At 47.3% G+C, this 26,375-nt stretch carries 23 protein-coding genes; 15 read left to right on the forward strand and 8 right to left on the reverse strand.

The window, feature by feature from the left end:
* Window positions 1-2: 2 nt before the first annotated feature.
* From FXV75_RS05370 to metG, 7 genes are all read right to left on the reverse strand, one after another.
* On the reverse strand, window positions 3-764 hold the full coding sequence (locus FXV75_RS05370) for an electron transport complex subunit E (protein WP_148835241.1): 762 nt from the start codon (window positions 762-764) through the stop codon (window positions 3-5).
* A 15-nt stretch (window positions 765-779) separates the two neighbouring features.
* Entirely contained in the window at window positions 780-1,397 is a 618-nt protein-coding gene (rsxG, locus tag FXV75_RS05375) for an electron transport complex subunit RsxG (RefSeq protein WP_148831529.1), read from the reverse strand.
* Complete coding sequence (gene rsxD, locus FXV75_RS05380) at window positions 1,397-2,455, reverse strand: electron transport complex subunit RsxD (RefSeq protein WP_148831530.1); 1,059 nt, start codon at window positions 2,453-2,455, stop codon at window positions 1,397-1,399. The genes rsxG and rsxD overlap by 1 nt, the downstream gene beginning before the upstream one ends.
* A 2-nt stretch (window positions 2,456-2,457) precedes the next feature.
* On the reverse strand, window positions 2,458-4,692 hold the full coding sequence (gene rsxC / locus FXV75_RS05385; RefSeq protein WP_148831531.1) for an electron transport complex subunit RsxC: 2,235 nt from the start codon (window positions 4,690-4,692) through the stop codon (window positions 2,458-2,460).
* Window positions 4,692-5,288, reverse strand: a complete 597-nt coding sequence (rsxB, locus tag FXV75_RS05390) for an electron transport complex subunit RsxB (protein WP_148831532.1) — start codon at window positions 5,286-5,288, stop codon at window positions 4,692-4,694. The genes rsxC and rsxB overlap by 1 nt, the downstream gene beginning before the upstream one ends.
* Window positions 5,289-5,296: 8 nt before the next feature.
* Window positions 5,297-5,878 carry an electron transport complex subunit RsxA gene (gene rsxA / locus FXV75_RS05395; RefSeq protein WP_148831533.1) on the reverse strand — a complete coding sequence of 194 codons (582 nt, stop codon included), beginning with the start codon at window positions 5,876-5,878 and terminating at the stop codon, window positions 5,297-5,299.
* Window positions 5,879-6,147: 269 nt separating this feature from the next.
* Window positions 6,148-8,199: a methionine--tRNA ligase gene (metG, locus tag FXV75_RS05400; protein ID WP_148831534.1), complete on the reverse strand. Its 2,052-nt coding sequence runs from the start codon at window positions 8,197-8,199 to the stop codon at window positions 6,148-6,150.
* A 223-nt stretch (window positions 8,200-8,422) separates the two neighbouring features.
* Here metG and apbC point away from each other — a divergent pair, with 223 nt between their 5' ends.
* The 3 genes from apbC to FXV75_RS05415 all read left to right on the forward strand — a co-directional run bounded on the left by apbC (window position 8,423) and on the right by FXV75_RS05415 (window position 10,864).
* A complete protein-coding gene (apbC, locus tag FXV75_RS05405) occupies window positions 8,423-9,505 on the forward strand; it encodes an iron-sulfur cluster carrier protein ApbC (RefSeq protein WP_148831535.1) in 1,083 nt (360 codons plus the stop codon).
* A 9-nt stretch (window positions 9,506-9,514) separates the two neighbouring features.
* Complete coding sequence (gene dcd, locus FXV75_RS05410) at window positions 9,515-10,102, forward strand: dCTP deaminase (RefSeq protein ID WP_148831536.1); 588 nt, start codon at window positions 9,515-9,517, stop codon at window positions 10,100-10,102.
* 174 nt (window positions 10,103-10,276) lie between these two features.
* The gene (locus FXV75_RS05415; protein ID WP_148831537.1) at window positions 10,277-10,864 is read left to right on the forward strand and encodes a 3'-5' exonuclease; all 588 of its coding nucleotides are present in this window, start codon (window positions 10,277-10,279) and stop codon (window positions 10,862-10,864) included.
* 260 nt (window positions 10,865-11,124) lie between these two features.
* On the opposite strand, the gene ppsA is transcribed toward FXV75_RS05415, so the two are convergent.
* Window positions 11,125-13,524 (reverse strand): phosphoenolpyruvate synthase, encoded by a 2,400-nt coding sequence (gene ppsA / locus FXV75_RS05420; RefSeq protein ID WP_148831538.1) that lies wholly within the window; start codon window positions 13,522-13,524, stop codon window positions 11,125-11,127.
* Between the two features lie 216 nt (window positions 13,525-13,740).
* Here ppsA and FXV75_RS05425 point away from each other — a divergent pair, with 216 nt between their 5' ends.
* The 12 genes from FXV75_RS05425 (at window position 13,741) to FXV75_RS05480 (ending at window position 26,364) form a co-directional block, all read left to right on the forward strand.
* Entirely contained in the window at window positions 13,741-14,544 is an 804-nt protein-coding gene (locus tag FXV75_RS05425) for a pyruvate, water dikinase regulatory protein (RefSeq protein WP_148831539.1), read from the forward strand.
* Between the two features lie 389 nt (window positions 14,545-14,933).
* Window positions 14,934-17,561, forward strand: coding sequence for a ribonuclease R (rnr, locus tag FXV75_RS05430; protein ID WP_187424851.1), 2,628 nt, complete (start codon window positions 14,934-14,936; stop codon window positions 17,559-17,561).
* A gap of 106 nt (window positions 17,562-17,667) precedes the next feature.
* Complete coding sequence (rlmB, locus tag FXV75_RS05435) at window positions 17,668-18,435, forward strand: 23S rRNA (guanosine(2251)-2'-O)-methyltransferase RlmB (RefSeq protein WP_148831540.1); 768 nt, start codon at window positions 17,668-17,670, stop codon at window positions 18,433-18,435.
* A gap of 76 nt (window positions 18,436-18,511) precedes the next feature.
* Entirely contained in the window at window positions 18,512-19,615 is a 1,104-nt protein-coding gene (cobT, locus tag FXV75_RS05440; RefSeq protein WP_148831541.1) for a nicotinate-nucleotide--dimethylbenzimidazole phosphoribosyltransferase, read from the forward strand.
* Window positions 19,615-20,400, forward strand: coding sequence for an adenosylcobinamide-GDP ribazoletransferase (locus tag FXV75_RS05445; protein WP_148831542.1), 786 nt, complete (start codon window positions 19,615-19,617; stop codon window positions 20,398-20,400). The genes cobT and FXV75_RS05445 overlap by 1 nt, the downstream gene beginning before the upstream one ends.
* Window positions 20,397-20,981: a histidine phosphatase family protein gene (locus tag FXV75_RS05450; RefSeq protein ID WP_148831543.1), complete on the forward strand. Its 585-nt coding sequence runs from the start codon at window positions 20,397-20,399 to the stop codon at window positions 20,979-20,981. The genes FXV75_RS05445 and FXV75_RS05450 overlap by 4 nt, the downstream gene beginning before the upstream one ends.
* Window positions 20,982-21,073: 92 nt before the next feature.
* Entirely contained in the window at window positions 21,074-21,688 is a 615-nt protein-coding gene (locus FXV75_RS05455) for a trimeric intracellular cation channel family protein (protein WP_148831544.1), read from the forward strand.
* Window positions 21,689-21,700: 12 nt separating this feature from the next.
* A complete protein-coding gene (gene cobO / locus FXV75_RS05460) occupies window positions 21,701-22,309 on the forward strand; it encodes a cob(I)yrinic acid a,c-diamide adenosyltransferase (RefSeq protein WP_148831545.1) in 609 nt (202 codons plus the stop codon).
* A 264-nt stretch (window positions 22,310-22,573) separates the two neighbouring features.
* Window positions 22,574-24,103, forward strand: a complete 1,530-nt coding sequence (locus FXV75_RS05465; RefSeq protein ID WP_187424852.1) for a methyl-accepting chemotaxis protein — start codon at window positions 22,574-22,576, stop codon at window positions 24,101-24,103.
* A gap of 240 nt (window positions 24,104-24,343) precedes the next feature.
* Complete coding sequence (locus tag FXV75_RS05470; protein ID WP_148831547.1) at window positions 24,344-24,964, forward strand: YitT family protein; 621 nt, start codon at window positions 24,344-24,346, stop codon at window positions 24,962-24,964.
* Window positions 24,965-25,108: 144 nt separating this feature from the next.
* Window positions 25,109-25,645, forward strand: a complete 537-nt coding sequence (locus FXV75_RS05475) for a GNAT family N-acetyltransferase (RefSeq protein ID WP_262368469.1) — start codon at window positions 25,109-25,111, stop codon at window positions 25,643-25,645.
* Window positions 25,646-25,671: 26 nt separating this feature from the next.
* The gene (locus FXV75_RS05480; protein ID WP_148831548.1) at window positions 25,672-26,364 is read left to right on the forward strand and encodes a pseudouridine synthase; all 693 of its coding nucleotides are present in this window, start codon (window positions 25,672-25,674) and stop codon (window positions 26,362-26,364) included.
* Window positions 26,365-26,375: the final 11 nt, after the last annotated feature.

A 26,375-nucleotide genomic window follows, 5' to 3' on the forward strand; every position in this document is an offset into this window, starting at 1 on the left:
TGTTAACTCACTTGGCCTGTTACGCGCACACGCTTTGAGGTCGCTGGGCCTTCTTTGGCTTTTTCGGCGGCAAGGCGTTTTTTCTCGCGTTCGTCTAAGTAATTCTTGCCAGCGATCAATAAACCTAAGCCAATAAACGCGCCGGGCGGGAGCACCGCAAACAAGACGTTTGGATAATTCTCAAATACAACCCACTTCCAATGTACTGCGTTGTCCCCAAACAGCAGCTGCATGTCAGAAAATAAAGTGCCTTGGCCAATCAATTCACGCATGGCGCCTAAGGTGACAAGGATAAACATGAAGCCCAAGCCCATCATAAAACCATCGAGTGCAGAAGGAAGTACTGGGTTGCGGCTGGCAAAGGCATCAGCACGACCTAAGATGGCGCAGTTAGTGACGATTAGGGGAATGAAAATCCCTAAAATCTGATACAGCTCGTAGGTATATGCCTGCATGATGAGCTCGATAGAGGTAGTAAACGACGCGATGATCATCACAAACGCAGGCAAACGAACCGCGTCCGCCACGTAGTTTCTAATCAAGGACACGGCGATATTGGAGCCAACCAATACTACGAGTGTCGCTAAACCTAGTCCTAAAGCGTTCACCACGGTGCTGGTCACTGCGAGCATAGGGCACAAGCCGAGTAGCTGAACCAGTGCGGGGTTGTTTTTCCAGATGCCGTTGTAAATGATTTCAGCGTAATTGGCGCTTGGCTTGCTCTCTTCTTGAGTAGCGTCACTTGTTGCTGTTTCTGCGCTCATTTTCATTAGCCTGTCCTAATACGCAAGCAGCGTATCTTTGTGTTGATCAAAATACGTTAAGGTGTTTTTAACCGCACGAACCACCGCACGGGGTGTAATGGTCGCTCCAGTAAACTGGTCAAATTCGCCGCCGTCTTTTTTCACTGCCCAGCCTTTAAGGTTTGGCTGATCAAGTGATGTATTCGCAAAGCTGAGAATCCAGTTCGATTTTTTCAGGTCCACTTTGTCACCCAGTCCAGGCGTTTCTTTGTGACTGATGACTCGACTGCCGGTGACAACACCGGTTTTATCGATAGCAACGAGCATGTCTAAATTGCCGTTGTAGCCGCGGGGTGCAATAGTTTCAAAAATAATGCCCGTCACCGCGCCATTTTTTCTGGCAATGTGAATTTTGATGTCGGTTTCACTGCCCAGCAATGGGTCGGCTGGCAAGATCGCCGTGTCTGTAGTCAGATCGTTATCGTACAGGTCCGCAGGCAGAATTTCATTAAACGCAGCGATTTGCGCGTCTAAGATATTATTCTTAATGGTGTGGTCAGTGAGCTGGTGAGTGATCGCGATTAATCCAGCGGTTAACACAGCAAAAATGGCTAACCCTAAGCTGTTGCGACGAATGGAAGCGAATAATTCCATCAGTGATCCTCTCCTATGGTTAAGCCACTTTTGGCTTTTTTGTGGCCATATGTTCTGGGTTGCGTGTAATAATCGATTAAAGGTGCGGCAAAGTTCATCAGCAAAACGCCAAAGGCAACGCCATCAGGATAGCCACCCCAAGCGCGAATGATGTAGATTAAAATCCCAATGCCAGCGCCATAAATCAGTTTGCCTTTATTACTTGTGCAAGACGATACCGGATCCGTCGCAATAAAGAAGGCTCCGAATACGGCCGCGCCTGTAGTCAAATGAAACCAAGGTGTGGCAGTTTGCGCCATATCGAACACATGGAAAACGCCGGACATCACTAACAATGCGCCCAACAACGCGACGGGCGTGTGCCAGGTAATAATGCGTAACCAAAGTAGGGCAATGCCACCGACTAGGTAAGCAAGATTAACCCACAACCAGCTGTTTATGCTGGCCGCTTGCAGGGCCGGAACGGTTGCGAAAGCCGTTTGGCTGTCGAGCAAATCTTTGTGTTTAAACCCATCAAGAGGCGTCGCCATGGTATAGGCGTCGATGGTCGGCAAGTGATGAAAGATCGCTTGAATGCTCTGCATGAAAGACAGGGTTTCTCCAGCCGTTACCATGCTGTTAACGCCCAGCCATTGGCTCATCGGAACCGGAAACGACACCAAGACAATGGCATAACCGACCATGGCCGGGTTGAAGGGATTATTACCCAGGCCGCCATACAGTTGCTTTGCAAAAATAATCGCAAAAGAGATGGCGGTTACCGTGACCCACCAGGGAACGGCCGGAGGCAAGGCGACCCCAAGTAATACGGCCGTGAGTAGCGCACTGTAATCCTTGAGAAAAAAGCCAACCGCACGTCGACGAATGGCTAAAATAGCGGCTTCACTCAACAAAGCGGTGATACAAGCAATTACCACGTTAATCGCTGTGCCCCAGCCAAACAACCAGGTTTGTACCAACATCCCGGGTACGGTTGCCAAGATCACCATTTGCATGACCCAAGAAGTACGGCGACCTGCACGTTGAGTGTGGGGGGAAGTAATCCTCAATAAAGCCATGTTTACTGTGTCTCTTGCGGGTTATTTAGCGATTGAATGAGAGTGGCCAATAACGCTTCAGCGCTTTCTAGTCGCTGTTGTGCGGCCGCGATGTCCTGTGGGAGCGTGTCGGCTTCTTCAGGCGCGGTGAGCAAACGTTTATTGAGCTTGTTTATTTGCGCTTTCGCCAGTGCCACAGCGATTTTCTCTTTTTTGATCTGGTTCGCTAAGTCCAGTTGTGCCGCACTGATTGGCGCGGCAACCGATTCATGGCTTGCAGGAGACGTGGCTGGTTGACTAACGGCTTTTTCTAAGGCGTTGGCGCGCGCTTGTGCGTCTTTGAGTTGCTGGCGAATGGTGTCGATTTCTGGCGCATTTATGTCTTCTGCTTTTTTCAACGCTTTCTCGACTTTTTTGACAGCGGCCTTGGCAATAGCGGCATCAATTTTGGCTTTTTTCAATGCGTCATCGACAGGGCTTTTTACCGTAGATGTTTCGGCCACAGTGGGGGTGGGTGCGGGCGCCTTTGCCACGACATTACCTAATTGTTCCTCCAGTGACGCGATGGTTTTTTCTTGATCAGTGACTTGCAGTTGCAGGGTTGTTACGTCGTCAAGGTGCTCGTTTTCTTGTGCTTCAAGCAATTGCTTTTGCAGCTTTTTCAGTTTGGATTTACCAATCGCTACATCGACTTTGAGTTTTTTTAATTCATCATTGGCCAGTGACACTGGAGCGGCTGTAGCGCCCTCAGATGGCGCTTTAGATGGCATCGCTTTAGCGGGTGAGGCCTTTTTAGCCTCGGCGGATTTATTGGCCGTGGCTTTTTGGCGCGCAAGGCGTTTGGCTTCTTTCTCGGCGGCTTCAGCGTCTTGGCGTGCTTTGCGGGCCTCAAAGCGCTGTTTAGCTAGGTCAGATTTTACATTGGCTTCGCGTGCATCTCGAATGCTGCTTTTGGTGTGTCGGTAATACTGCACCAAAGGAATGCTGCTTGGGCAGACATACGAACAGGCACCACACTCAATGCAGTCAAAAAGATTGTGGTGCTCGGCTTTTTCGTGTTCTTGGCTTTTGCTAAACCACAGCAGTTGTTGTGGTAACAAACTGGCTGGGCAGGCTTGTTCACACATGCCACAGCGAATGCACGCTTGTTCCGGTGCGGGCGTGGGGAGTTCTTTTTTGCTGGCCGCAAGAATACAGTTACTGGTTTTAACGATGGGCACGGCGGCGGAGTTTAAGGTGTAGCCCATCATGGGACCGCCCATAATCAAACGGTGCAATTTTTGTTGTTGAGCTTGCGCGTAGTCGAGTAAATGCGCGACGGGAGTGCCTAAAAGTACGTCGACATTTTGCGCTGCATTTAGGGCATCGCCGGTTAAGGTCGTAATTCGAGAAATCAGTGGCTTGCCTAAATACACGGCATCATGAACCGCCACACAGGTGCCGACGTTTTGACACAGCATGCCGATGTCGGCAGGGTGTTGTCCACTTGGGACTTCTTTGCCTGTTACTAGCTGAATAAGCTGCTTTTCCCCGCCAGAGGGGTATTTAGTGGGTACTACGGTCAACTGAATATTACTGTTGCGTTCCTTGAGCACTTTTTTTAGCGCGGCAATGGCCGTGGGCTTGTTGTCTTCAATGCCAATAACAACGGCGTCTGCTTCAACAAGGTGTTGGAAAATTTCGATACCAAGCACCATCTCGATGGTTTTTTCGCGCATTAACATATCATCTGCGGTGATGTATGGCTCACATTCGGCCGCGTTGATAATAAAGTGAGACAAGGGTTTTTTGTGAGCGCCTTGCAGCTTTACGTGCGTAGGAAAGCCTGCGCCGCCCATGCCAACAATGCCCATTTCAGCCAGATACGCTAACACATCTGTTTTACTCACGGTTTGCCATTGCGTTAAAGGCTCAAGGCTTTTCCATGTATCTTGGCCGTCAGGTTGCAATACAATGCAAAGATCGCTCAAACCAGAAGGATGAGCAATAGGGCGCTCTTCAATAGCAACAATGGTGCCTGACGTTGGCGCGTGCAAAAAGCTGCTTAAGAAGCCGTTATTAATCGCAATCGTGTCGCCTTTTAGTACCCTATCCCCTTGCTTCACCAGTGGACGTGAACTTTGTCCAATGTGCTGTCCAAGGGGAAGAATAAGTTCACTCGGTAACGGTGGACGCCCTAGGGGTAATTGAAGAGATTGAGTTTTGTTTTCTTCAGGGTGAACGCCACCGTGAAAGGAAAAAACGTGAGCCGTTTGCATTAGTGAGACGCCTCCGTTTGGCGATCGGTTGCAATAAGATTAAGTGACGTTTCTGTGATGCCTTGTGGTTTGTTCCACGACCACGTTTTTGCGGTAACACCCACGTCGACCATGTCGATACAATCGACCGGGCAGGGTTCAACACACAAGTCGCAACCGGTGCACTCGTCGGCAATCACCGTGTGCATTTGTTTGGCGGCCCCAAGAATGGCGTCAACAGGGCACGCCTGAATGCATTTGGTGCAACCGATGCATTCGTCTTCGCGAATCACGGCAACGCGCTTGGCGGACTCTGTGCCATGATCGCCATCTAAAGGCACTGCTTCTACGTCTAATAGGTCAGCCAACGCTTGGATCGTTGCTTGTCCGCCTGGTGGGCAATGGTTGATCGCTTCACCGTCTGCAATGGCTTGAGCGTAAGGGCGGCAACCTGGGTGACCGCACTGACCGCACTGCGTTTGTGGCAGCAATGCGTCGATTTGATCCACAATAGGGTCACCTTCAACATGAAAGCGCACATTGGCATACCCTAAAATGCCACCAAAAATGAGTGATAAAAGAACTAAAATTCCAATAGCAAGCAGAACAGTTAACATGCCGGCTCCTAAATCTGTACGAGGGCGGTAAAGCCCATAAATGCCAGCGCCATTAGGCCTGCGGTAATCATGCCGATCGCCGACCCTTTAAATACCACCGGCACGTCGGCCACATTGATGCGTTCGCGCATGGCAGAAAATAGAATCAATACAAATGAGAATCCAACCGCCGCACCGAAACCATAAAGAATGGATTCTACGAAGCCGTTTTGTTTACTGATATTTTGTAACGCCACGCCAAGCACGGCGCAGTTTGTGGTGATAAGAGGCAGAAAAATCCCCAACACTCGATACAACAGCGGGCTGGTTTTGTGTACCACCATCTCCGTAAATTGCACGACCACCGCAATCACTAAGATAAAAGAAATGGTCTGCAAATACTCAAGTCCAAATGGCTGCAATACGTAGGTGTAAGTGAGGTAACTACACAAGCTCGATAACGTCAAAACGAAGGTCGTTGCCATCGCCATACCAATGGAGGTTTCCAGTTTCCCAGACACGCCCATAAAAGGGCAAAGCCCTAAAAACTGTACCAGTACAAAATTGTTAACCAGAATGGTACTGACCAGTATCAGCAGGTATTCAGTCATTTCGCGTCCAATGTTGGTGGTGAATAGAGTGATTTAAAGTGCTTCAATAGAAAAGCAATGTCGAGCGTAACTATACCCATCTTCTTATAACTAACAAGGCTAAAAGAGTTGTGTTTTTAGTCTAATTAAGTATATAGATAATAAGTTATGCTTATATAATTTCGATTTATGATTGACAATAAATAACAATGCCCACCTTATTGATGGTTTGACTTATCGAACAAGGCGAGCATGTGGTGTTACGAGGTATGGCCTTATTTAGATCAACTTCACATGACTCTTTGGCCAGGTTTGGCGCCGCTATGTGGCTCCAATAAGTAGATCTCTTCACCACCAGGTCCTGCGGCCAACACCATGCCTTCGGATAAGCCAAACTTCATTTTGCGTGGTGCCAAGTTGGCCACCATGACCGTGTGTTTGCCTTCTAGGTCTTCTGGCTCATAGGCGGACTTAATACCAGAAAAAACAGTACGCGTTTCGCCACCAATGTCTAACGTGAGTTTTAACAGTTTATTGGCTTTTTCTACGTGCTCGGCTTTGACGATTAGTGCGATGCGTAAATCGACTTTGGCGAAATCATCAAAAGTGATTTCGGCTTCGAGAGGCGCTTTGCTGAGTTCGGTTTCGACTTGAGTCGGTTGCGCGGCTTCTTTGGCGGCGGCTTCTGCCTCCGCTTCTATTTTGCCTTCTTCGATCATGGCGTCGATTTGAGTTTGTTCGATACGACCCATAAGCGGCTTAAACTTATTGACAGTGCGGCCAAACAGTAATTCGCTGCGGTTGTTCCATGTTAGTGTTTTATCGAGAAAGGCTTCCGCGTCGGCAACCATTGTTGGCATTACTGGCTTCAAATAGGTGGCCAATATGCTGAACAGGTTCAAAGCAACAGTACATACGTCTTGAACTTTCGGCAGAGTGACGTCGTCTTTTGCTAACACCCAAGGCGCCTGTACGGCGATGTATTCGTTGGCGACGTCAGCAAGGCGCATGATCTCACGTACAGCTTTGCCGTACTCGCGGTTTTCAAAGTGATCGGCAATCACGTCACCCGCGTCGATAAAGGATTGAATCATCTCAGCTTCGCTGACGGTGCTGGCAAGTTGCCCGTCGAATTTTTTACCAATAAAGCTGGCTGTACGGCTAGCGATGTTCACCACTTTACCGACAACGTCTGAGTTTACTCGCTGAATGAAATCTTGCAGGTTTAGATCGATGTCGTCCACGCTGGCGTTCAATTTAGCGGCAAAGTAGTAGCGCAAGTATTGTGGGTCTAGATGATTTAAGTAAGTGCGGGCTTTGATAAAAGTACCGCGCGATTTAGACATCTTGGTGCCGTTCACCGTCACGTAACCGTGAGCGTTTACTTTAGTTGGTGTGCGATAGCCTGCACAGTCCAGCATGGCAGGCCAGAATAAGGCATGGAAATTGATGATGTCTTTGCCGATAAAGTGGTACAGCTCAGCGTCGGAGTCTTTTGCCCAGTAGTCATTGAATTCTAATCCGTCAGTGCGGTCACACAAGTTTTTAAAACTCGCCATGTAACCAATCGGAGCGTCTAGCCAAACGTAGAAATACTTGCCTGGCGCGTCTGGGATTTCAAAACCAAAGTAGGGCGCATCGCGGCTGATGTCCCACTCTTTTAAACCAGAGTCGAGCCATTCTGCGAGTTTGTTAGCGACTTGATCTTGCAAGGTGCCGCTGCGGGTCCACTTCGCCAAGAACGCTTGAAAATCGGGCAATTTGAAAAAGTAATGTTCAGACTCTTTTTCGATGGGGGTCGCACCCGAGTACACAGAGCGCGGGTTGATCATTTCCATCGGTGTATAGGTGGCAGAACAGACTTCGCAGTTGTCGCCATATTGATCTTCGGCCTTGCATTTAGGGCAGGTGCCTTTGATAAAACGATCGGCCAAAAACATGTCTTTTTCAGGGTCATAGGCTTGCACAATGGAGCGCACTGAAATTTTTCCGTTGTCGCGCAGTGCTGTGTAAATGCTGTTTGAAAAGTCGCGATTTTCGTCAGAGTGCGTCGAGTAGTAGTTATCGTAACCGATCATAAAGTCATTGAAATCAGCCATGTGTTCTTGTCGCACGCCATCAATTAACTGTTCTGAGGTAATGCCTTGCTGATCCGCTTTGATCATAATTGCGGTACCGTGTGCGTCATCGGCACACACTGCGGTACAAAGATGGCCGCGCATTTTTTGAAAACGCACCCAGATGTCGGTTTGGATGTGTTCCAGCATGTGCCCCAAATGGATAGAACCATTGGCATAAGGAAGGGCGCTGGTGACTAAAATTTTGCGTTGTGGTTGAGCCATTTTTGTTAAGCCTGCTGGATTAAAAAAGGTCGGGTATTCTATCAATAATTAGGCGTGAATAACGAATAAATAACGCACTTAAACAATCAATAGTGTTCAAATGTCGCCATTATAAGAGCCAGCTTCATGTGTGCAAGGGTTAGGCTTGCTTTTCCCTCATTTGCCCCCATTCTTGGAGGTTAATCGGTTACAAATTTAATCACGGCCGTACTAGGAGCTTTAAATGCAAACTGATGCCCAATTACAGGCAACATTAAAAACCCTTATCGATGATAACAGCGGCCTACCTTATGGCGATGTTTGGACGCTCATAAGCGATGATCGTCGCTTGCATATGACAATGACTTTGGCGTATCCCGCTCAAACGGAACAGCGAGCGTTAGTGGCGAAAATCCAAACGTTAATCGCCGATGATCGAGAATTAACGTTAGACATGGAATGCGACATTCAGCCACAAGCGACCCAAGGCAACATAGCGGGTTTGAAAGGCGTTAAAAATATTGTTGCCATTGCCTCTGGCAAAGGTGGGGTCGGCAAATCGACCACCACCGTGAATCTGGCATTGGCCATGGCCAAAGAAGGGGCGCGAGTGGGTATTCTTGATGCCGACATTTACGGCCCAAGCCAAGGTATGATGATGGGCTTCGCCGATGGTACTCGCCCTGAAGTGCGTGATGATAAGTTTTTTATTCCGCCAACGGCCCATGGTGTTCAAGTCATGTCGATGGCATTTCTAACCACCAAAGATACGCCAGTGGCGTGGCGCGGCCCTATGGTGACCGGCGCCATGATGCAAATTTTGACGCAAACCGATTGGAATGATTTGGATTATTTGTTTATCGACATGCCGCCAGGCACGGGCGATATTCAATTGACCTTGGCGCAAAAAGTACCGGTGGCGGGTTCAGTGATTGTCACTACTCCTCAAGACATTGCATTATTGGATGCTCGTCGAGGCATTGAAATGTTTAATAAAGTCAACATCCCTGTGCTTGGCGTGGTGGAAAATATGTCCACGCACATTTGCTCGAACTGCGGACATCATGAAGCGATCTTTGGTGACGAAGGTGGCGCAAGCTTGGCCGCTGAATATCAGGTCGATGTGTTGGGTAAACTACCACTGAACATGTCCATCCGCAAACAAAGCGACGCCGGTACACCGGTGGTGGTGAGCGCACCAGAAAGTGACGTAGCGGACATTTATCAGTCGATTGCTCGTAAGCTTGGTGCTACCCTTGCGCATCAACAAGATTCACTTAACCATCAACTCTTCACTATGCCAACAATCGGCATGAGTGACGACTAAGGAAAAGCAATGCGTTTGTGTGACCGAGATATTATAAAAGCCCTCGACGACGGTGAGATAGTGATCGACCCGCGTCCTGATAACAGCGTGATCAGCGGTGTGTCTGTTGACTTGCGGTTAGGCAATTCATTTCGGGTGTTTCAAGGTCACCCAGCGCCGTATCTCGATTTGAGCAGTTCAAAAGCGGATTTGAGTAAAGTCATTGAATCTGTGATGAGCGAAGAAATTTTGGTCGATGATGGCAAGCCGTTTTTTATCCATCCGGGCGAGCTCGTACTAGGCGTTACCAAAGAGTCGGTCACTGTGCCAGATTATTTGGTGGGCTGGCTCGATGGCCGGTCATCGTTGGCCCGCCTTGGCCTTATGGTGCATGTGACCGCGCATCGGATTGATCCAGGTTGGAGCGGCGGCATCGTGTTGGAATTCCTTAACGGCGGCAAACTGCCTATTGCCTTAAGTCCAGGCATGACCATTGGTGCGATCAATTTCGAAACCATGTCCGGCCCAGCCGATCGCCCCTATAACAAACGCGACAACGCCAAGTACAAAGGGCAAACCTCCGCGGTGGGCAGTCGTATTTCTGGGGATAAATCCTAACGGTTTTTTGTAACGTATTTGTCCAGTGCTAACCATTGAGCACAGCCAAACATCAGTTATTGTCTCAATGAAACGTATTTTCAGACACTCTAATCCTCGTTATTATGCGAGTGATTGTAAACATTACCACGCGTAGCACGTCACTGAGTTTACACTTTTTGCATGAGATAAAAAATGGAACGCCCTACGAAGGAACAGATCATCGAGTTGCCCCTTTACACTGGCCTCGATCTTACACACATCCATCTTGTTGAAAATGAACAGGACGCGGAACGTGCCTTAAAAGCATTAGAAAACGAGCCTTGCTTGGGATTTGATACTGAAAGTAAACCGATTTTCCAAAAGGGTGAAATAAGCCCAGGGCCGTCACTTATTCAGCTGGCGACAGAGTCAAAGGCGTTTCTATTTCCAACGCGATTCCCAGATGCTGTGGCGGCGGCTAGAATAATATTAGCGAACCCAAACATTAAAAAAATCGGTTTTGGTATTAAAGGTGACAACAAAGAACTGCGTGGGAAATTGAACATCGAGATAGCGAACACACAAGACCTATCCGTCTTACTGAAGAGGCTAGCGGGCGATAAAAACACCATTGGTGCTCGTGCTGCCGTGGCCATGGTTCTTGGGAAACGTCTTGCAAAAGGCGCTCAAAAGTCCAACTGGGGCGCGTATCCCTTAAAAGAACACCAAATTCTTTACGCTGCCAACGACGCTCATTCGGCGATTTGTGTGGAGAGGGCGTTGGTTCTGTTAACGTTTTAGTGTTTTCCCTTTTTTTAAGAGGTAAAACGTGATGCGAGCTGATGATTTTTTTGCCGCTGGCTTCGCAACTACCCCTGACGCTAAAATTAAAAAAAAACCCCGCATGGCGGGGCTATAAAACTAGAGTGTGACACTTACAATAACTAGGGTAAGGTCATGTGCTGTTGTGACACAGCGCTCTGATCGGGTGGCGTACGATACGCCACCAAGATGCAGCGGGTTTACCGTAACGCAGTTTAGGGCGTTACGAGCAGGTTATTTCACACGGCTTTGTGGTTCAAGTCTGTGTTTTTAAGCACGTCATCTAGGTGTAGCCAAGTTTCAATCACGGTGTCTGGATTAAGAGACATGCTTTCGATGCCTTGTGCGACTAACCAGTCAGCAAAGTCCGCGTGGTCGGATGGGCCTTGGCCACAGATGCCCACGTATTTTCCTTGTTCACGACAGGCGGTGATCGCCATTTTCAAGAGCTTTTTAACGGCGGGATTACGTTCGTCGAATTTGTCGGCGATCAATCCTGAGTCGCGGTCGAGGCCAAGTGTTAATTGAGTCAAATCGTTCGAGCCGATTGAGAAGCCATCAAAGTATTGTAGGAACTCGTCAGCCAGTAGAGCGTTAGACGGTAGTTCGCACATCATGATGACTTTCAGGCCGTTTTCGCCACGAGCCAAGCCTTGTTCCGCTAGGAGCTCGGTAACTTGCTGTGCTTCTTCTAGGGTGCGTACAAAGGGAATCATGATTTGTACGTTGGTCAGTCCCATGACGTTACGAACGCGGCGAATGGCTTCGCATTCTAGGGCGAAGCAATCGCGGAACGAGTCGTCGATGTAGCGCGCGGCACCACGAAAACCCAGCATTGGGTTTTCTTCGTCTGGTTCAAACAACGGGCCGCCCACAAGGTTGTGGTATTCGTTTGATTTAAAGTCAGACAAACGCACGATGACTGGCTTGTTGTAGAATGAGCAAGCGAGTGTCGCGACGCCTTCAACCAGTTTGTCGACGTAGAATTCCACTGGGCTGTTGTAGCCGGCGATGCGATGGTCGATTTCTTCTTGCAAGGCGGGCGTCATGTCCGCGTAGTTCAACAAGGCTTTTGGGTGAATGCCAATCATGCGGTTGATGATGAATTCTAATCGCGCCAAGCCAATGCCTGCGTTTGGTAACATGGCAAAGTCGAAGGCACGGTTTGGGTTACCGACGTTCATCATGATTTTCACGGGCAGTTCTGGCATGTTGCCGACTTCGGAAGTGATGATGTCGAATGGCAATTCGCCTTGGTAAACAAAGCCCATGTCGCCTTGTGCGCAAGAAACAGTGACTTTTTGACCGTCTTTTAAAACGTCGGTTGCGTCGCCACAACCAACAACAGCGGGAATGCCAAGTTCGCGAGCGATGATCGCCGCGTGGCAAGTCCGTCCGCCGCGATTGGTGACAATCGCAGAGGCGCGCTTCATGATGGGTTCCCAATCAGGATCGGTAATGTCAGTGACCAAAACGTCACCAGGGTTGATTCGATCCATTTCGGTAATAGAAGACAGCACCTTCACTTCACCTGTGCCGATCTTGTGGCCAATGGCTCGGCCTGTGATCATCACGTTAGAGGTTTGTTTTAGGTTGTAACGCTCCATACTTTGCGCGTTGCCTTGGCTACGAACGGTTTCTGGTCGTGCTTGAACGATGTAAATTTTGCCGTCAATGCCGTCTTTCGCCCACTCAATGTCCATCGGACGTTGGTAGTGTTTTTCGATGATGCAGGCTTGGCGAGCAAGGTCTTCAATCTCGTCATTGCTCAGTGCAAAGCGATTTTGGTCGTCGAGAGCAACCGGAACAATTTTGACGAATTCGTCGTCGCTGCCTGCTTCGGCGTATTCCATTTTTTGAGCTTTGCTGCCGAGGCTTTTACGAACCACCGCTGGGCGTTCTGCCGCAAGGGTTGGCTTGTGAACGTAGTATTCGTCTGGGTTGACCGTACCCTGTACAACCATTTCACCCAAGCCATAAGCGGCGGTGATGAAAACCACTTCGTCAAAGCCAGATTCGGTGTCTAATGTGAACAACACGCCAGAAGCGCCAATGTCACTGCGTACCATTTTTTGAATGCCAGCGGACAAAGACACACCTTGGTGTTCGAAGCCTTGGTGTACGCGGTAAGAGATCGCGCGGTCATTAAAGAGAGACGCAAACACGCGTTTGATCGACGCTTTGATGTCGGCCAAGCCTTTTACGTTTAAAAAGGTTTCTTGTTGGCCGGCAAAAGACGCATCGGGTAGATCTTCCGCGGTAGCAGATGAACGGACGGCGAAAGAGGTATCGTCGGCGTTGTCATCGCATAATACGGTGAAGGCGGCTTCAATTTCTTGGTCAAACTCCGCAGAGAAAGTAGCGTCGGCAATCCATTGGCGAATTTTCACGCCAGTTTCAGCAAGAGCGTGAACGTCGTCGACATCCAATTCGTCGAGTGCTTGATGAATTTTGTCGTCTAAGCCACTTTCTGTAATAAAACTTTGATAAGCATAGGAAGTGGTTGCGAAACCGTTGGGTACTTGAATGCCCAGGTCTGTCAGGTTAGAAATCATTTCACCCAAAGAAGCGTTTTTACCGCCCACTTCACTGACATCTTCCATATGAAGATCTTTAAACCACTTAATAAACTTGCTCACAAGAGACTCCATTTTTTTTAATTATGAATAACAGGAATAATTTTACAGCCAGTTTTCTATGTTATGTGTTAGACGATTGGGCACTTGTCAAAGCGCTTGATCTGGGTTCATTGTATGTAGGTGAGTGGCTTTGAATAAAATCGAATATTCGATGTAGTTTTATTTCAATCGAAAAAACAAATGTCGTTAGATAACAACAAAATAGGTGAAAAGTGAATGAAAGTGTATTTTGTGTCCGATGGAACAGCGATCACGGCGGAGGTATTCGGCTCGGCCATGTTGTCGTTTTTTGATGTGGCCGTAGAGACGAAGAGTGTGCCGTTTTTAGTGACAAAAGATCAGGCAGAAGGTTTGAAACAACAAATAGCATTAGAGGTGCAGAGCGGCGTTGCTTTATTGGTTTTTTATACTATTTCTGATGTGGTTATTCGCGATATTATCGAAGCTTGTGACTGCCATTGTTACAATTTATTTGGTGATTTGTTGTCGCCGATTGAACAAGCGTTAGGGGTAAAAGCGCAACCTACCGCGCAAAAAGCTCATGGAATGAAAGAAGGTATTTATGATGGTCGAATGGACGCGATTAACTATGCGCTTGCCAATGATGACGGAGCGTCGGTGAAAAATTTTGCTGAGGCCGATATTATCCTGTTGGGTGTATCGCGCTCCGGTAAAACGCCCACCAGTTTGTACTTGGCGATGCAGTACGGCATAAAGGCGGCGAACTATCCGATTACCGAGGATGACTTCTCCACGCCTGGTTTGCCCAAAGTATTAAAAGATCACAAGAAAAAACTGTTTGGTTTGACCATCGATGCTCAGCGCCTACACGAAATTCGCACAGGACGTATGGCGGCGAGTAAATACGCGTCTTCTCGCCAGTGTCGTTATGAAGTCGACGAAGTAGAGTCTTTATACCGTCAAGAGCGCATCCCTTTTTTGAATTCAACGAAGCTCTCTGTGGAAGAAATTTCCACCAAAGTGATGGCAGAGATGAATTTAGTGCGACACCGACAATGAATTAGATCGATAAAACCATCTATTAATTCGATGGATTAAGGTTTATTGATTATGTTTTAGACAGAAAAGCAATGAAAAATGTCTCTTTAGGCCAAAATGATAGGAGCGGCCGATGTACCGAGACCGCGCAAACCGTATGAGGCACGAAGAATTCAACGAATTTGTTGCGAAATTACCGAACTCAAAGGACAACCGTGCGCTGATTGCATTAAGAGCTTCGCTAACTTGAAGAGTATTTGTGCATAATGCTCTATAATAGTCAGTAATATATCGCGTGAGTGATAGACCACAAAGACAAACGGTCATCAAACGCACTCCCAATAGTGAGACGGTCACATTTCTATTTTATAAAAGGACGTCTTATTGCAAAAACCAAGGATAAACATACATTGAGTAAAAAAATTAACGATCCCCACCAGCAGCGTGAAGCGTCTAAGTACGATAATCCGGTCCCCAGCCGTGAATTCATTTTAGAGTTTCTCGCCACTCAAAATAAAAGCATGGGTCATTTTGATCTTTGTGCTGCATTTTCGCTTACGGGCGAAGATGAAATAGAAGCCCTACGTCGCCGTCTCATCGCCATGTGCCGCGACAATCAAATGACCAGCAATCAAAGTGACGAATATTCCCCCATTTTAGAAAGTGATTTAATCGAAGGGTATGTTCAGGGAAATAAAGAAGGTCATGGCTTTTTGCTGCGTCAAAATGACGACGATATTTTTTTATCAGCGCGACAAATGCAAAATGTGATGGACGGCGATAAAGTGAAAGCGCGTCTGTCTGGTCGTAGTGTAAAAGGGCGTTTAGACGGTGTTGTTGTCGAAGTAACCGAGCGCAAGCACAGCCAGCTGGTAGGGCGTTTCTACCAAGAAACGCATCGCGACGGTCGCAGTGCTGCGTTTGTGACACCAGAAAATCCTCGTATTGCCCAAGATATCTTGATCACGACAGATTCGGGTTTAACACCGGTTCATGGTCAATACGTATTAGCTGAGATCGTTGCTTACGCGGAACGTGGCAAACCCGCTCAAGGCTTGGTGAAAAAAGTCCTTGGCGACTTTATGGCGCCGGGCGTTGAGATTGACGTTGCCATGCACCGTTTTGAGATTCCCCATGACTGGCCTGCAGCGGTCGAGAAACAAGTGAAAAATTTCACGACGGAAGTAGCAGAAGAAGACAAAGCACACCGTGTTGATCTCCGTGATACACCGTTTGTGACCATAGATGGTGAAGACGCCCGAGATTTTGACGACGCGGTGTATTGCGAAAAAACACCGGGCGGTTGGAAGCTGTTTGTTGCCATCGCGGATGTGTCTCATTATGTGAAGAAAGACACCGCCCTAGATGAAGAAGCGATAGTGCGCGGTAACTCGGTGTACTTCCCTGGTAAAGTAATTCCCATGTTGCCGGAAGTCCTGTCGAACGGTTTGTGCTCCTTGAATCCAGATGTCGATCGTTTGGCGATGGTGGCGGAAATTTCGCTGACAACCCGTGGCAAGATGCGTGGCTTTAAGTTTTATGAAGGTCTGATTCGCTCTCATGCGCGTTTGACTTATTCAAAAGTGGCGAAAATGATCGCGGCGGAGCCTGAAGAACAAGGCGTTGAACTTCGTGAACGTTATGGGTCGATCGTGTCTCATATTGATGATTTGAACGGTTTGTATCATGCACTAAGAGGCGCCCGTGATGAACGGGGTGCTATGGAATTCGATACCATTGAAACGCGCATGGTGTTTGATGAAAACTCCAAAATCGAGCATATTATTCCGGTTGAGCGCAACGATGCGCACAAATTGATTGAAGAGTGCATGTTGTGCGCCAACGTCGCCACAGCAGAGCTATTGATCAAGGCCGACTTACCCGCCTTGTTCCGTGTTCATGAAGGACCAAAAGACGATCGGTTATTAACCTTGCGAACCTACCTTGGTTTACTGGGTTTAGAGCTGACTGGTGGCACCAAGCCGACACCTGCGGATTATGCCGTTTTATCCGAAGCGATTAAAGATCGTGCTGATGCACGCAGCATTCAAACTATGATGTTGCGCTCTATGTCGCAAGCGGTGTACCAAGCGGATAATTTGGGGCACTTTGGTTTGAATTATGAAGCGTACACTCATTTTACCTCGCCGATTCGCCGCTACCCTGACTTACTAGTCCATCGTGCGATTCGCTACTTGATTCGTGGGGAAGGTCGTCCTGATGTGCGTCAAGCGCATCGTGTTACCGGTAGCCCAGAGTTAAAACAGCGTAAAATTTACGGTTATAACCACGCCGACATGGATGGCTTTGGTGATTCATGTTCTTTGACGGAACGCCGTGCCGATGAAGCCACTCGCGATGTGGAGTCTTGGTTAAAGTGCCAATACGTTGAGCAGCATTTAGGCGATGCTTTTGATGGTGTCGTAACCGCGGTTACCTCATTTGGCTTGTTCGTTGAGCTGCAAGGTTTGTTCGTCGATGGTTTGGTGCATATTTCTGGACTGGGGCAAGATTACTTTGTTCATGACATAGAGCATCAGGCGATTGTTGGCGAACGAACAGGTCGAGTGTTCCGCTTGGGCGATACCATCAAGGTCCGCGTAGCCAGTGTCAACCTAGAGCAGCGTAAGATTGATTTGAGCCTTGATGAAGGTACGGCTGCGCGCCCAGCGCGTAAGAAAGTCGCCCGTAATGACAAGACCGAGTTGGATATGCAATTGGCTCAGCTGCCACCCATTGAGCTAGGCGGCCGTCCGAAACCTAAAAAAGGCCCTAAAGTCGCTGAGAAGTCAGACAAAGCAACGAAAGACGCTAAGCCAAAAGAAGGTAAAGAGGGCAAAGAAGTAAACGTAAAAGAGCCAGACGGTAAGGCGAAGAAGAAACGTCGTTCGCCAATTTCGAAGGGCAAACGTATTCGCCAGAAGAAGACCGCTTCTGCAGCGAACGCCAGCGGTAAACCGGCTTCAGCCGCCGCCAAAAAGCCGAAGAAACCTAAAAAGCCGAAAAAAGCCAACGCTAAGCCAAAAGCAAAAGAGTAAACGCTGACAAAAGAGTTTCAAGGTGTCGCACGGCGTTTTGAGCTTGGATTAGAATGGTCTAGATAAACAAAAGGGGGCGTAAGCCCCCAAATTGATAGAGTAGAGAATGTCAGATTTAGAATGGATATACGGCATACACGCCGTGGAAAATGCGCTAAACCAGCAACCCGAACGCATTAAAGAAATACGTTTTCAAGAAGGCCGAGACGATAAAAAAACACAGCGTCTACAGCAGTTATGTAAAACCAACAAGGTAACTTTTAGTGTGGTGGCACGACGCGATCTGGATCAGCTTTTCACAAAAAGCAAAGATCGTGTGGTTCACCAAGGTGTTGTGGCTTACACCACAATGAACAAGGCCGGTAATGAAGCGGATTTACACACTTTAGTGGCTGGGCTTGATGAAAACCCTCTTATTATTATTCTCGATGGTGTGACCGATCCCCATAACCTGGGCGCGTGTTTGCGCAGCGCCGACGCAGCGGGCGCTCATGCTGTTGTCATGCCGAAAGACAATTCTGCTCCATTGAATGCGACGGTGAGCAAGGTAGCGTGTGGCGCGGCGGAAAGCATTCCCGTTTTTGCGGTGACCAATTTAGCACGCACCATGAAAAAATTGCAGGATCAAGGGGTGTGGATTTTTGGCACCGCGGGCGAAGCGACGCAAACCGTGTATGAGCAAGATTTTACTATTCCAACCGCCATTGTGATGGGGGCAGAAGGCGAAGGCATGCGTCGTTTGACACGGGAGCAATGCGATTATTTAGTTAAGTTGCCGATGGCTGGCGTTGTGTCCAGTTTGAACGTATCGGTTGCGACCGGCGTTTGCTTGTACGAAGTGGTGCGTCAGCGTGCCGTTAAGGCAAAAATCTGATACGTGCAGTTGAATGACATGCCGTTGAAAGACACCGTTGAGATACAGGTTTAAGGAAGAGGTTTAAGGGATCAGCATGTTTACATCGTTTTCTATTCAAGCGCCATTGACGGCTATTGATTCTACGTTACAGCAAAAAATCGACAACAAAACTAAGCCACTAGGGTCATTAGGCGAAATTGAAGGGCTTGCTTTTCAACTGGGTCATATTCAACAGACTTCTTCGCCTGATGTGTCTAAACCCAAAATGATTGTTTTTGCCGCTGATCATGGCGTCGTAGCCCAAGGTATCAGTTTGTTCCCCCAAGAAGTGACACCACAAATGGTGATGAATTTCTTGCAAGGCGGCGCGGCGGTGAGTGTATTTTGTCAGCAGCATAAGGTGCCTTTACGCGTCGTTGATGTGGGTGTCAATGCTGAGTTGGAAGCGCATCCGTTGTTGGGCGTACGCAAAGTGGCTTACGCGTCACAAGATTTTAGCGTGCAAGCGGCGATGACAGGCGATCAAGTGGCGCTGGCGCTTCAGGCGGGCGTCGATGAAGTCAATCTTGCCCTCGATGAGGGGGTAAATGTATTGATGTTTGGTGAAATGGGCATTGGTAATACTTGTGTGTCTTCTTGCATGATGACCGCTTTAATGGGTGTCAGTCCTGAGAACTGTGTCGGTCGTGGCACAGGGTTAGATAAGGCGGGCGTTTCTCATAAAGCTCAGATTATCCAGGCTTCCTTGCATCGAGCGGAACAGGATACAGGGCTCCCCATGTCGCAATGGACCGCGCAAACGCTGGCTGAGCAGGTCGGTGGCTTTGAAATTATTGCGATGGCGGGTGCGATGTTGCAATCGGCGCAGCGTCAAACGGCGTTTGTGGTAGATGGTTTCATTTGTACCGTGGCCTTGCTGTTCGCTCAAAAAGTGGCGCCCAATGTGGTGGCGTACGCTGTGTTTTCGCATCAGTCGAATGAACAAGCTCATACGCAATTGTTGGCGCATTTTAAGGCTCAGCCTGTCTTGTCGTTAGGCTTACGCCTAGGGGAAGGATCCGGTGCGATTTTGGCGTACCCATTGATTCAAAGTGCCTGTGTGTTTTTGAATCAGATGGCCAGTTTTGACAGTGCCGGCGTAGCTGAGGCGAATAGTACTATCGAGCCAAAGAGTAATGTTGAGGTGAAAAGCGAGTGATGAAAGGCATGATCGTCGGCCCTTATTGGCAAGGTTTTAAACGCAGCCTAGTTACTTATACTCGAATCCCATTAAAAGTCGATTGGCAAGAGGATGTAAAACACGTCTCCCCCGTGTGCTTTTTGCCGTGGATTGGTGTGGTGGTGGCTCTGATCAGTGCTTGGCCATTGTGGTTTGATTTTTCTGTGTCTCTGCAAGCCTTATTGATGCTGCTCACTGGAGTCTTGTTAACGGGCGGGTTTCATGAAGATGGCTTGATGGACAGCTGTGATGGCTTGGTTGGTGGCTGGAATAAAGAGCAGCGCTTAACCATCATGAAAGATTCCCGTATTGGCAGTTATGCGGCTTTGTCGATTTGGTTTTCTTTGACACTGAAGTGGCTGTTATTGAGTGAATGGCTTGAATCGGTACCGGATTCTTTTTTAGGCTTTATTTATACCTTGAGTGGTTGGTGTACGGTGCACGTGTTGGCCAGAGTGTTTCCATTGGCGTTAATGTCGACACTTGATTATGTCACTCTTGGGCAAAGTAAAGCCAAAAGCATGATCGCTAAGCTGAATTTTCAGCAATGGATTGTGGCCTTGGTGCCTTGTGTGTTGTTCGGCATCGTGGCGTTTAATGTGTTTGACCTTGTTGTGATGCTCTTTTCATGCGGTGTTTTGATCGTTTTAATGCGTTGGTATTTGTATCAAAAAATCGCCGGGTTTAATGGCGATACATTAGGAGCGAGTGAGCAGATAGCCGAAGTGTTTATTATATTGTGTTTATTGGTGTCTTATACATGAAGTTATTTCTGATTCGTCACCCAAGACCCGATGTCACATCAGGTCTGTGTTATGGCGATATGGATGTGCCGCTTTTGGACGGATGGCAAACCGGTGCTGAGTCGTTAAAAAGCGCTCTGTCACTGGACTTTAGACAGCCTTCTGACAGGTGTTTTCACAGTCCTTTGAGCCGAGCCGCGTTACTTGGCGAGTATTTAAGTGATGGGGACTCTCAGTCAGTGGCCGCGTTAAAAGAGTTGGATTTTGGCGACTGGGAAGGCATGTGTTGGCAAGACATTCCTAAGCAAGAAATAGACCTTTGGGCTGACAATATGGTTAACGCTGCGCCTTATCATGGTGAGTCGTTGCAAGTGGTGGCGGACCGAGTGTGGCATTGGTGGTTGTCGATTAAAGACACCCCCATGGAACACTGTGTGGTGGTGGCGCATTCTGGGGTAATTAAAGTGTTGGTTAGTCTACTTTGCCAATGGCCGCTAGACCAATGTCATCGTATTGATGTGGGATTCACCAGTTTGACGGAGTTCTCGATACAGGGTGAGTTTGTTACTTTGAAGCGTTTAGGGGCGGGGGATTGGGTGTAATACGTATCGTCGGCGTCGAGTTTATTATCTGATTTAGTGTTCACTGAATCCTCTTATTTTCCGTGTTTAATGTTCAGTTGAGAAAATACACAATGTTGCTCTATTGGTTAGGTCTGTTCGGCATCGCGGCATTTGCGATCACCGGGGTCATCTCGTCCGGAAAAAAAGACATGGATTTGTTCAGCGTGGTGTTTTTAGGCATGGTGACGTCTCTAGGGGGCGGTACCATTCGCGACACCGTGTTGTCCGTCGAGGCGGTGTACTGGGTAAAAGATACCTCGTATTTGTGGGTGGCTTTTTTGTCGTCGGCGTTGGCGTTTTTTACGGTTCGATTTATCGAAGATCGACAAACTGTTTTTCATTACGCTGACTCGTTTGGTTTGGCGTTGTTTACCGTCGTGGCAACAGAGAAAGTTTTAATCTTGGGTTTTCCGCCCACCATCGCTATTACTATGGGAATTGTTACCGGGGTCGCTGGCGGTATCATTCGGGACGTGTTGAGTCATCGACCGCCACTGGTGTTAGGGCGAGAATTTTACGCAACGCCGGCGTTTCTCGGTGCACTGTTGCTGGTGTTACTTGAAAAAAACATTCCCACGCATGAATTCAACTCGATTTACGCGGTGGCGTTAGTCTTTATACTTAGGGTGTTTGCCATTCATAAGGATTTATATTATCCGAGTTGGCTACTGTACAAAAAACGATAAAGTGAGAACACTATGACAGAGCAATTGAATCAAGACGAAAAAAATGAAGCGCGCTTATTACAGAAAAAAGCCATTGTTGATCAGCGTATTGCGGCGGCAACAGAAGAGCGTGGCGTGACCATTTTGCTAACCGGCAATGGCAAGGGAAAAAGCTCCAGTGCTTTTGGTACTATGGCGCGCGCGTTAGGTCATGGTCAGAAAAGTGCGGTGATTCAATTTATCAAAGGGCGTAAAGCAACGGGTGAGCAATTGTTCTTTGGTTCGCACCCGCTGGTGGATTTTCATGTGATGGGCCACGGTTTTACATGGGAAACACGCAACCCTGAACTGGAAAAACAAGCCGCCGAGCAAGCATGGGATCTCGCCAAACAGGTGCTGTCCGACCCGAGCGTGTATTTTGTTTTGCTGGATGAAATTACTTATATGTACAAATACGGCTATTTAAACGCAGATGACTTGATAGCGGCATTGGCTGCTCGACCGCTTCATCAAAACGTTATGATGACGGGACGTACTGCCCCGCGAGTCTTGCTAGACAGCGTGGATACACACAGCAAAATTGGTAACGAACGACACGCGTTTGCCAATGGTGTCAAAGCGCAAATGGGCATTGAGTGGTAGCGATTATTTTTGCCGTGAGTCAATCGGCGTAATTTTATTTCCTTTAAATGAATGTCGATTCATAATCTGTAGTATATTGTTTTTAGTATTTCATTGGTGAATGGTATTAAGTGAGGCTCCATGTTCAATAGTATTCGGGTTAAGGTTTATCTTTTTTTGGGTGTTCTTGCAATCACGTTCACAACCCAATCTATTCTTCAGTTTACACATTCTGACCGTGTTCGCGATCAGATGAATTATCTTTCGAGTACTCAAACGAGGATAATGTCACAGCTTCATTTATTGCAAGTGGCCACGATTCAAATTCAACAATGGTTGACAGACATAAGCGCGACTCGCGGTCAAGATGGCCTTAATGACGGGTTTGATGAAGCGGACAAATCCGTCGCTCAATTTCGTTCTTCAGTTTCCCAGCTTAAGGTATTAGATACCCGATCAGGTATTGATTATTCGTCATTAATACCTGTGATGGAGGTGTATCATCAAACCGGAATAAAAATGGCGAATGCGTACATAGAAGGGGGGGCGCCTGCTGGTAATAAAATAATGGCTGAATTTGACCAGGCTGCATCCGATATCTATGGCGAAATTGATGTTATAGCGGAGCGTCTTGAGGCATTACAAGCGGGTGCCTTTCAGAAAGAACTTAATGCCACTAAAACGTCAGAAAACATGATCGTGCTCTTTTCTATCATTTATATCGTTTTGCTGAGTATTTTGCTGTGGGGCGTTAAGCGATTTGTACTGACACCGGTGAGTAATATATTGAACATGACAGAAAATTTGTCGAGTGGTGACGGTGATTTAACCCAACGTTTGACGGTTAATGGAAAGCATGAGTTGGCTCTTCTAGCAATGAGTTTTAATGCCTTTATTGTAAAAACGGACGACATGGTGTCTCAGGTAACACGATCAGTGATTCGGTTGATTCCTATGGCGAAAGAGTTAACCGATACCAACAAGGAGATTGAAGACGCGTCACTTATCCAAAGCGAGCACAGTCGTCATGTTTCAGAACATATCGAACTCACAAAAGTTTCTGCGGGTGAGGTCTCTGTGCTGATTAAAGAAATAGCCAGTGCGGTTAAAAGCAATGTGACAGCCTTGGATGACGGGCAGCATGTTGTTCGTGACATGATTCAAGGTATGGATAAATTATCAGGTGAGATTGGTTTGGTGTCTGAGGCGGTCACCCAATTAAGAGAAGACAGCAAAAAAATTGAGTCTATTGTTGATGTGATCAATGCTATTTCAGAACAAACAAATTTGCTTGCACTGAATGCTGCGATTGAAGCGGCTCGCGCTGGTGAAGCAGGACGTGGCTTTGCAGTCGTTGCAGATGAAGTTCGAACATTGGCCAATAAGACGAAAAATTCGACTGAAGAAATTCAATCTATGATCAATTCTATTCAGAATGGCACATTGCAAGCGGCTCGGACCATGGAAAAAGGTATGGAGTCTACTCGCAGCAGCGTTGATCAAGTTCATCAGAGTGCAGAAATGCTGAAAAACCTTGGGTTGTCGATGTCCGAAATTAACACACAAGCTGAAAAAATAGAGAGTGAAACGGATGTTCAATCTCATCACTTCCATTCCGTTTCAGAGAATATCAATATAATGGAATCTCAATTCACTAAGACCTTAGAGCGGCTCGAATACAATCTCCAATTTGGTGCGGATCTAAACAAATTGAGTGAAAAGTTGAGCAGTTTAATCAGTAAATTTAAAGTCACAGATTCAGATTGGAGTGATTCAAAACGTACACAAAAACGTGACCCGAATCAAAGTAACTAGCCATACGTGAATGATTCCAAATAAAAGCCGTTTTGGCCGTTTGGTTATTATACAGAGTTGGATAGGGCCCAATGTGTAAGGCAAAAGCAAAGGGGTCTATTCTCCAGTGTACACAAAACAAGACAGTTTTTAAGGTAGCTGGAAAATAGTGTTTAGTCTGGTGGTTGGTGTTGTTGGGGTTTTTCTCTAAAATCCCACCATTGTCACACCGACCATTACTATTGAGTTTGAGAGCCCTTTATGTCCTCCATTGAGTTACCAAAAGCCAAAAAGCACACACGCCTTGAAGATGCCCAAGCGGTGATTTTAGGTACTTTGATTATTGCATTAGGTGTGAATTTGTTTACCTATGCGGGGTTGCTAACGGGTGGCTCAGCAGGATTGGCTTTTTTGATGCAGTATTCCACCCCGTTTACTTTTGGCGAGGCGTTCTTTTTAATTAATTTGCCCTTTTATGTGTTGGCTGTGGTGCATTTTGGGTGGGAATTCACCATCAAAACTTTCTTGTCGGTATTCTGTTTATCTGTTTTTGCTGATGTGACGCCAATGTTAGTGACGTTTGATGAGGTGAATCCTATTTACGCCAGTGTGGCGGGCGGCTTTTTGATGGGCGTCGGTTTTTTGATGCTGTTTCGTCATAACGCCAGTTTAGGTGGATTGAATATTCTGGCGCGCTATCTATCCGAAAAATATGGTATTTCTATGGGGAAATTTCAAATGGTGGTGGACTGCATGATCGTTTTATTGTCAGTCTTTGTGGTTGACTATAACTTGATTCTTATTTCCTTTGTCGGCGCCATCGCTCTCAATATGATTATTGCGGTGAATCATAAACCTGGACGTTATATGGGCAATGTGTAAATTGGCACGTTAATACCCCTGTTGCCCCTTTAAAAAGACGGCTTTGGTCGTCTTTTTTGTGTCTCTGTTTCTCTTAATTGCGGTAGGCGTTTCCTAACGGTGTCTTGCTCAGGTATTATTACGGCAATTTGACACCGAGAGGACATGCGTTTGGAATTGCTCAAAGTAGACAACCTAATTCCTTATTTAGAGGATCTGATCGCATTATTATGTGATGCGGTCGATTCTGGGGCTCCCATCGGTTTTTTACCTCCCATGAGCGACTCCGAGGCCAAGGCGTATTGGTTGAGCATCAATGACGACTTGCTTGCCAATTCACGCCAAGTATTGTTGGTGCGTGAAGACGATAAGGTGGTCGGTAGCGTACAGATCGGCATGTCTCCCAAAGCCAATGCTTTGCATCGTTGCGATGTAGAAAAGCTAATGGTTCACACTCAAGCGAGAGAGCAAGGCTTGGGCAGCATCTTGATGCAAGGCGTGGAGCGTGTAGCGGCATCGATGCAAAGACAGCTACTGATACTCGAAGTGCGAAGTGACGATATTGCTCATGATATGTACATTAACATGGATTACATTGCTTTTGGCGAAGTCCCCGGCTATACCCGTAGTGCTAATGGTATGTTGCACAACGCGACTTTTTTTTACAAAGAAATTGAAACAACCCACGAAGTTTTTTCTTAAATGATACAGAGCCATAGGCGAACCTCTTGAGACTTGATTTTTATTTATCCCATGTGACTGAGTTGGCTCGTAAAGCCGCTAAAATTGCAGCATCGAAAGGCCGTGTTACTGTTAACGGTGTTGTGGTTAAAAAAGCCAATTATACCGTACAAGAAGACGATGAAATCCACCTCGATGACACCCTTCTAGCATGGCCCTCAGAAGGCTATTACTTGCTTAACAAGCCAGCTGATTATGTGTGTGCAACACAAGATTCAGATCACCCAACGGTATTGGACCTTGTCCCTCCGCATCTAGGTCAAGGCTTAAAAATAGTCGGGCGTTTAGACAAAGACACCACGGGATTATTGCTGTTGACCACCGATGGTCAGTGGTTACATCGCATTACTTCACCGCGTAGCCGCTGTAATAAACGTTACCGTATGATGCTTGCTGAGCCCATCAGTGACGAAGCACTAACGCAGCTGGAAAATGGGGTAATGTTAAACGGAGAAGCAGAACCAACCTTGCCCGCTGTCGTAGAACGAATCAGTGAGTGTGATATATTCTTAACGATTCAAGAAGGGAAATATCATCAGGTTAAGCGTATGTTGGCGGCCGTGGGTAATAAGGTGGAAGAACTACATCGTGACCAAATAGGCCCCCTTGAATTAGATGCAGACTTGGCGATGGGCGAATTTCGCGCCTTAACTGACGCTGAAGTCGCGTATTTTAAATAAGCCTGTACGTT

Origin of the sequence: Marinomonas sp. IMCC 4694, from assembly GCF_008122525.1 — a bacterium.
Classification (GTDB): Bacteria; Pseudomonadota; Gammaproteobacteria; order Pseudomonadales; family Marinomonadaceae; genus Marinomonas.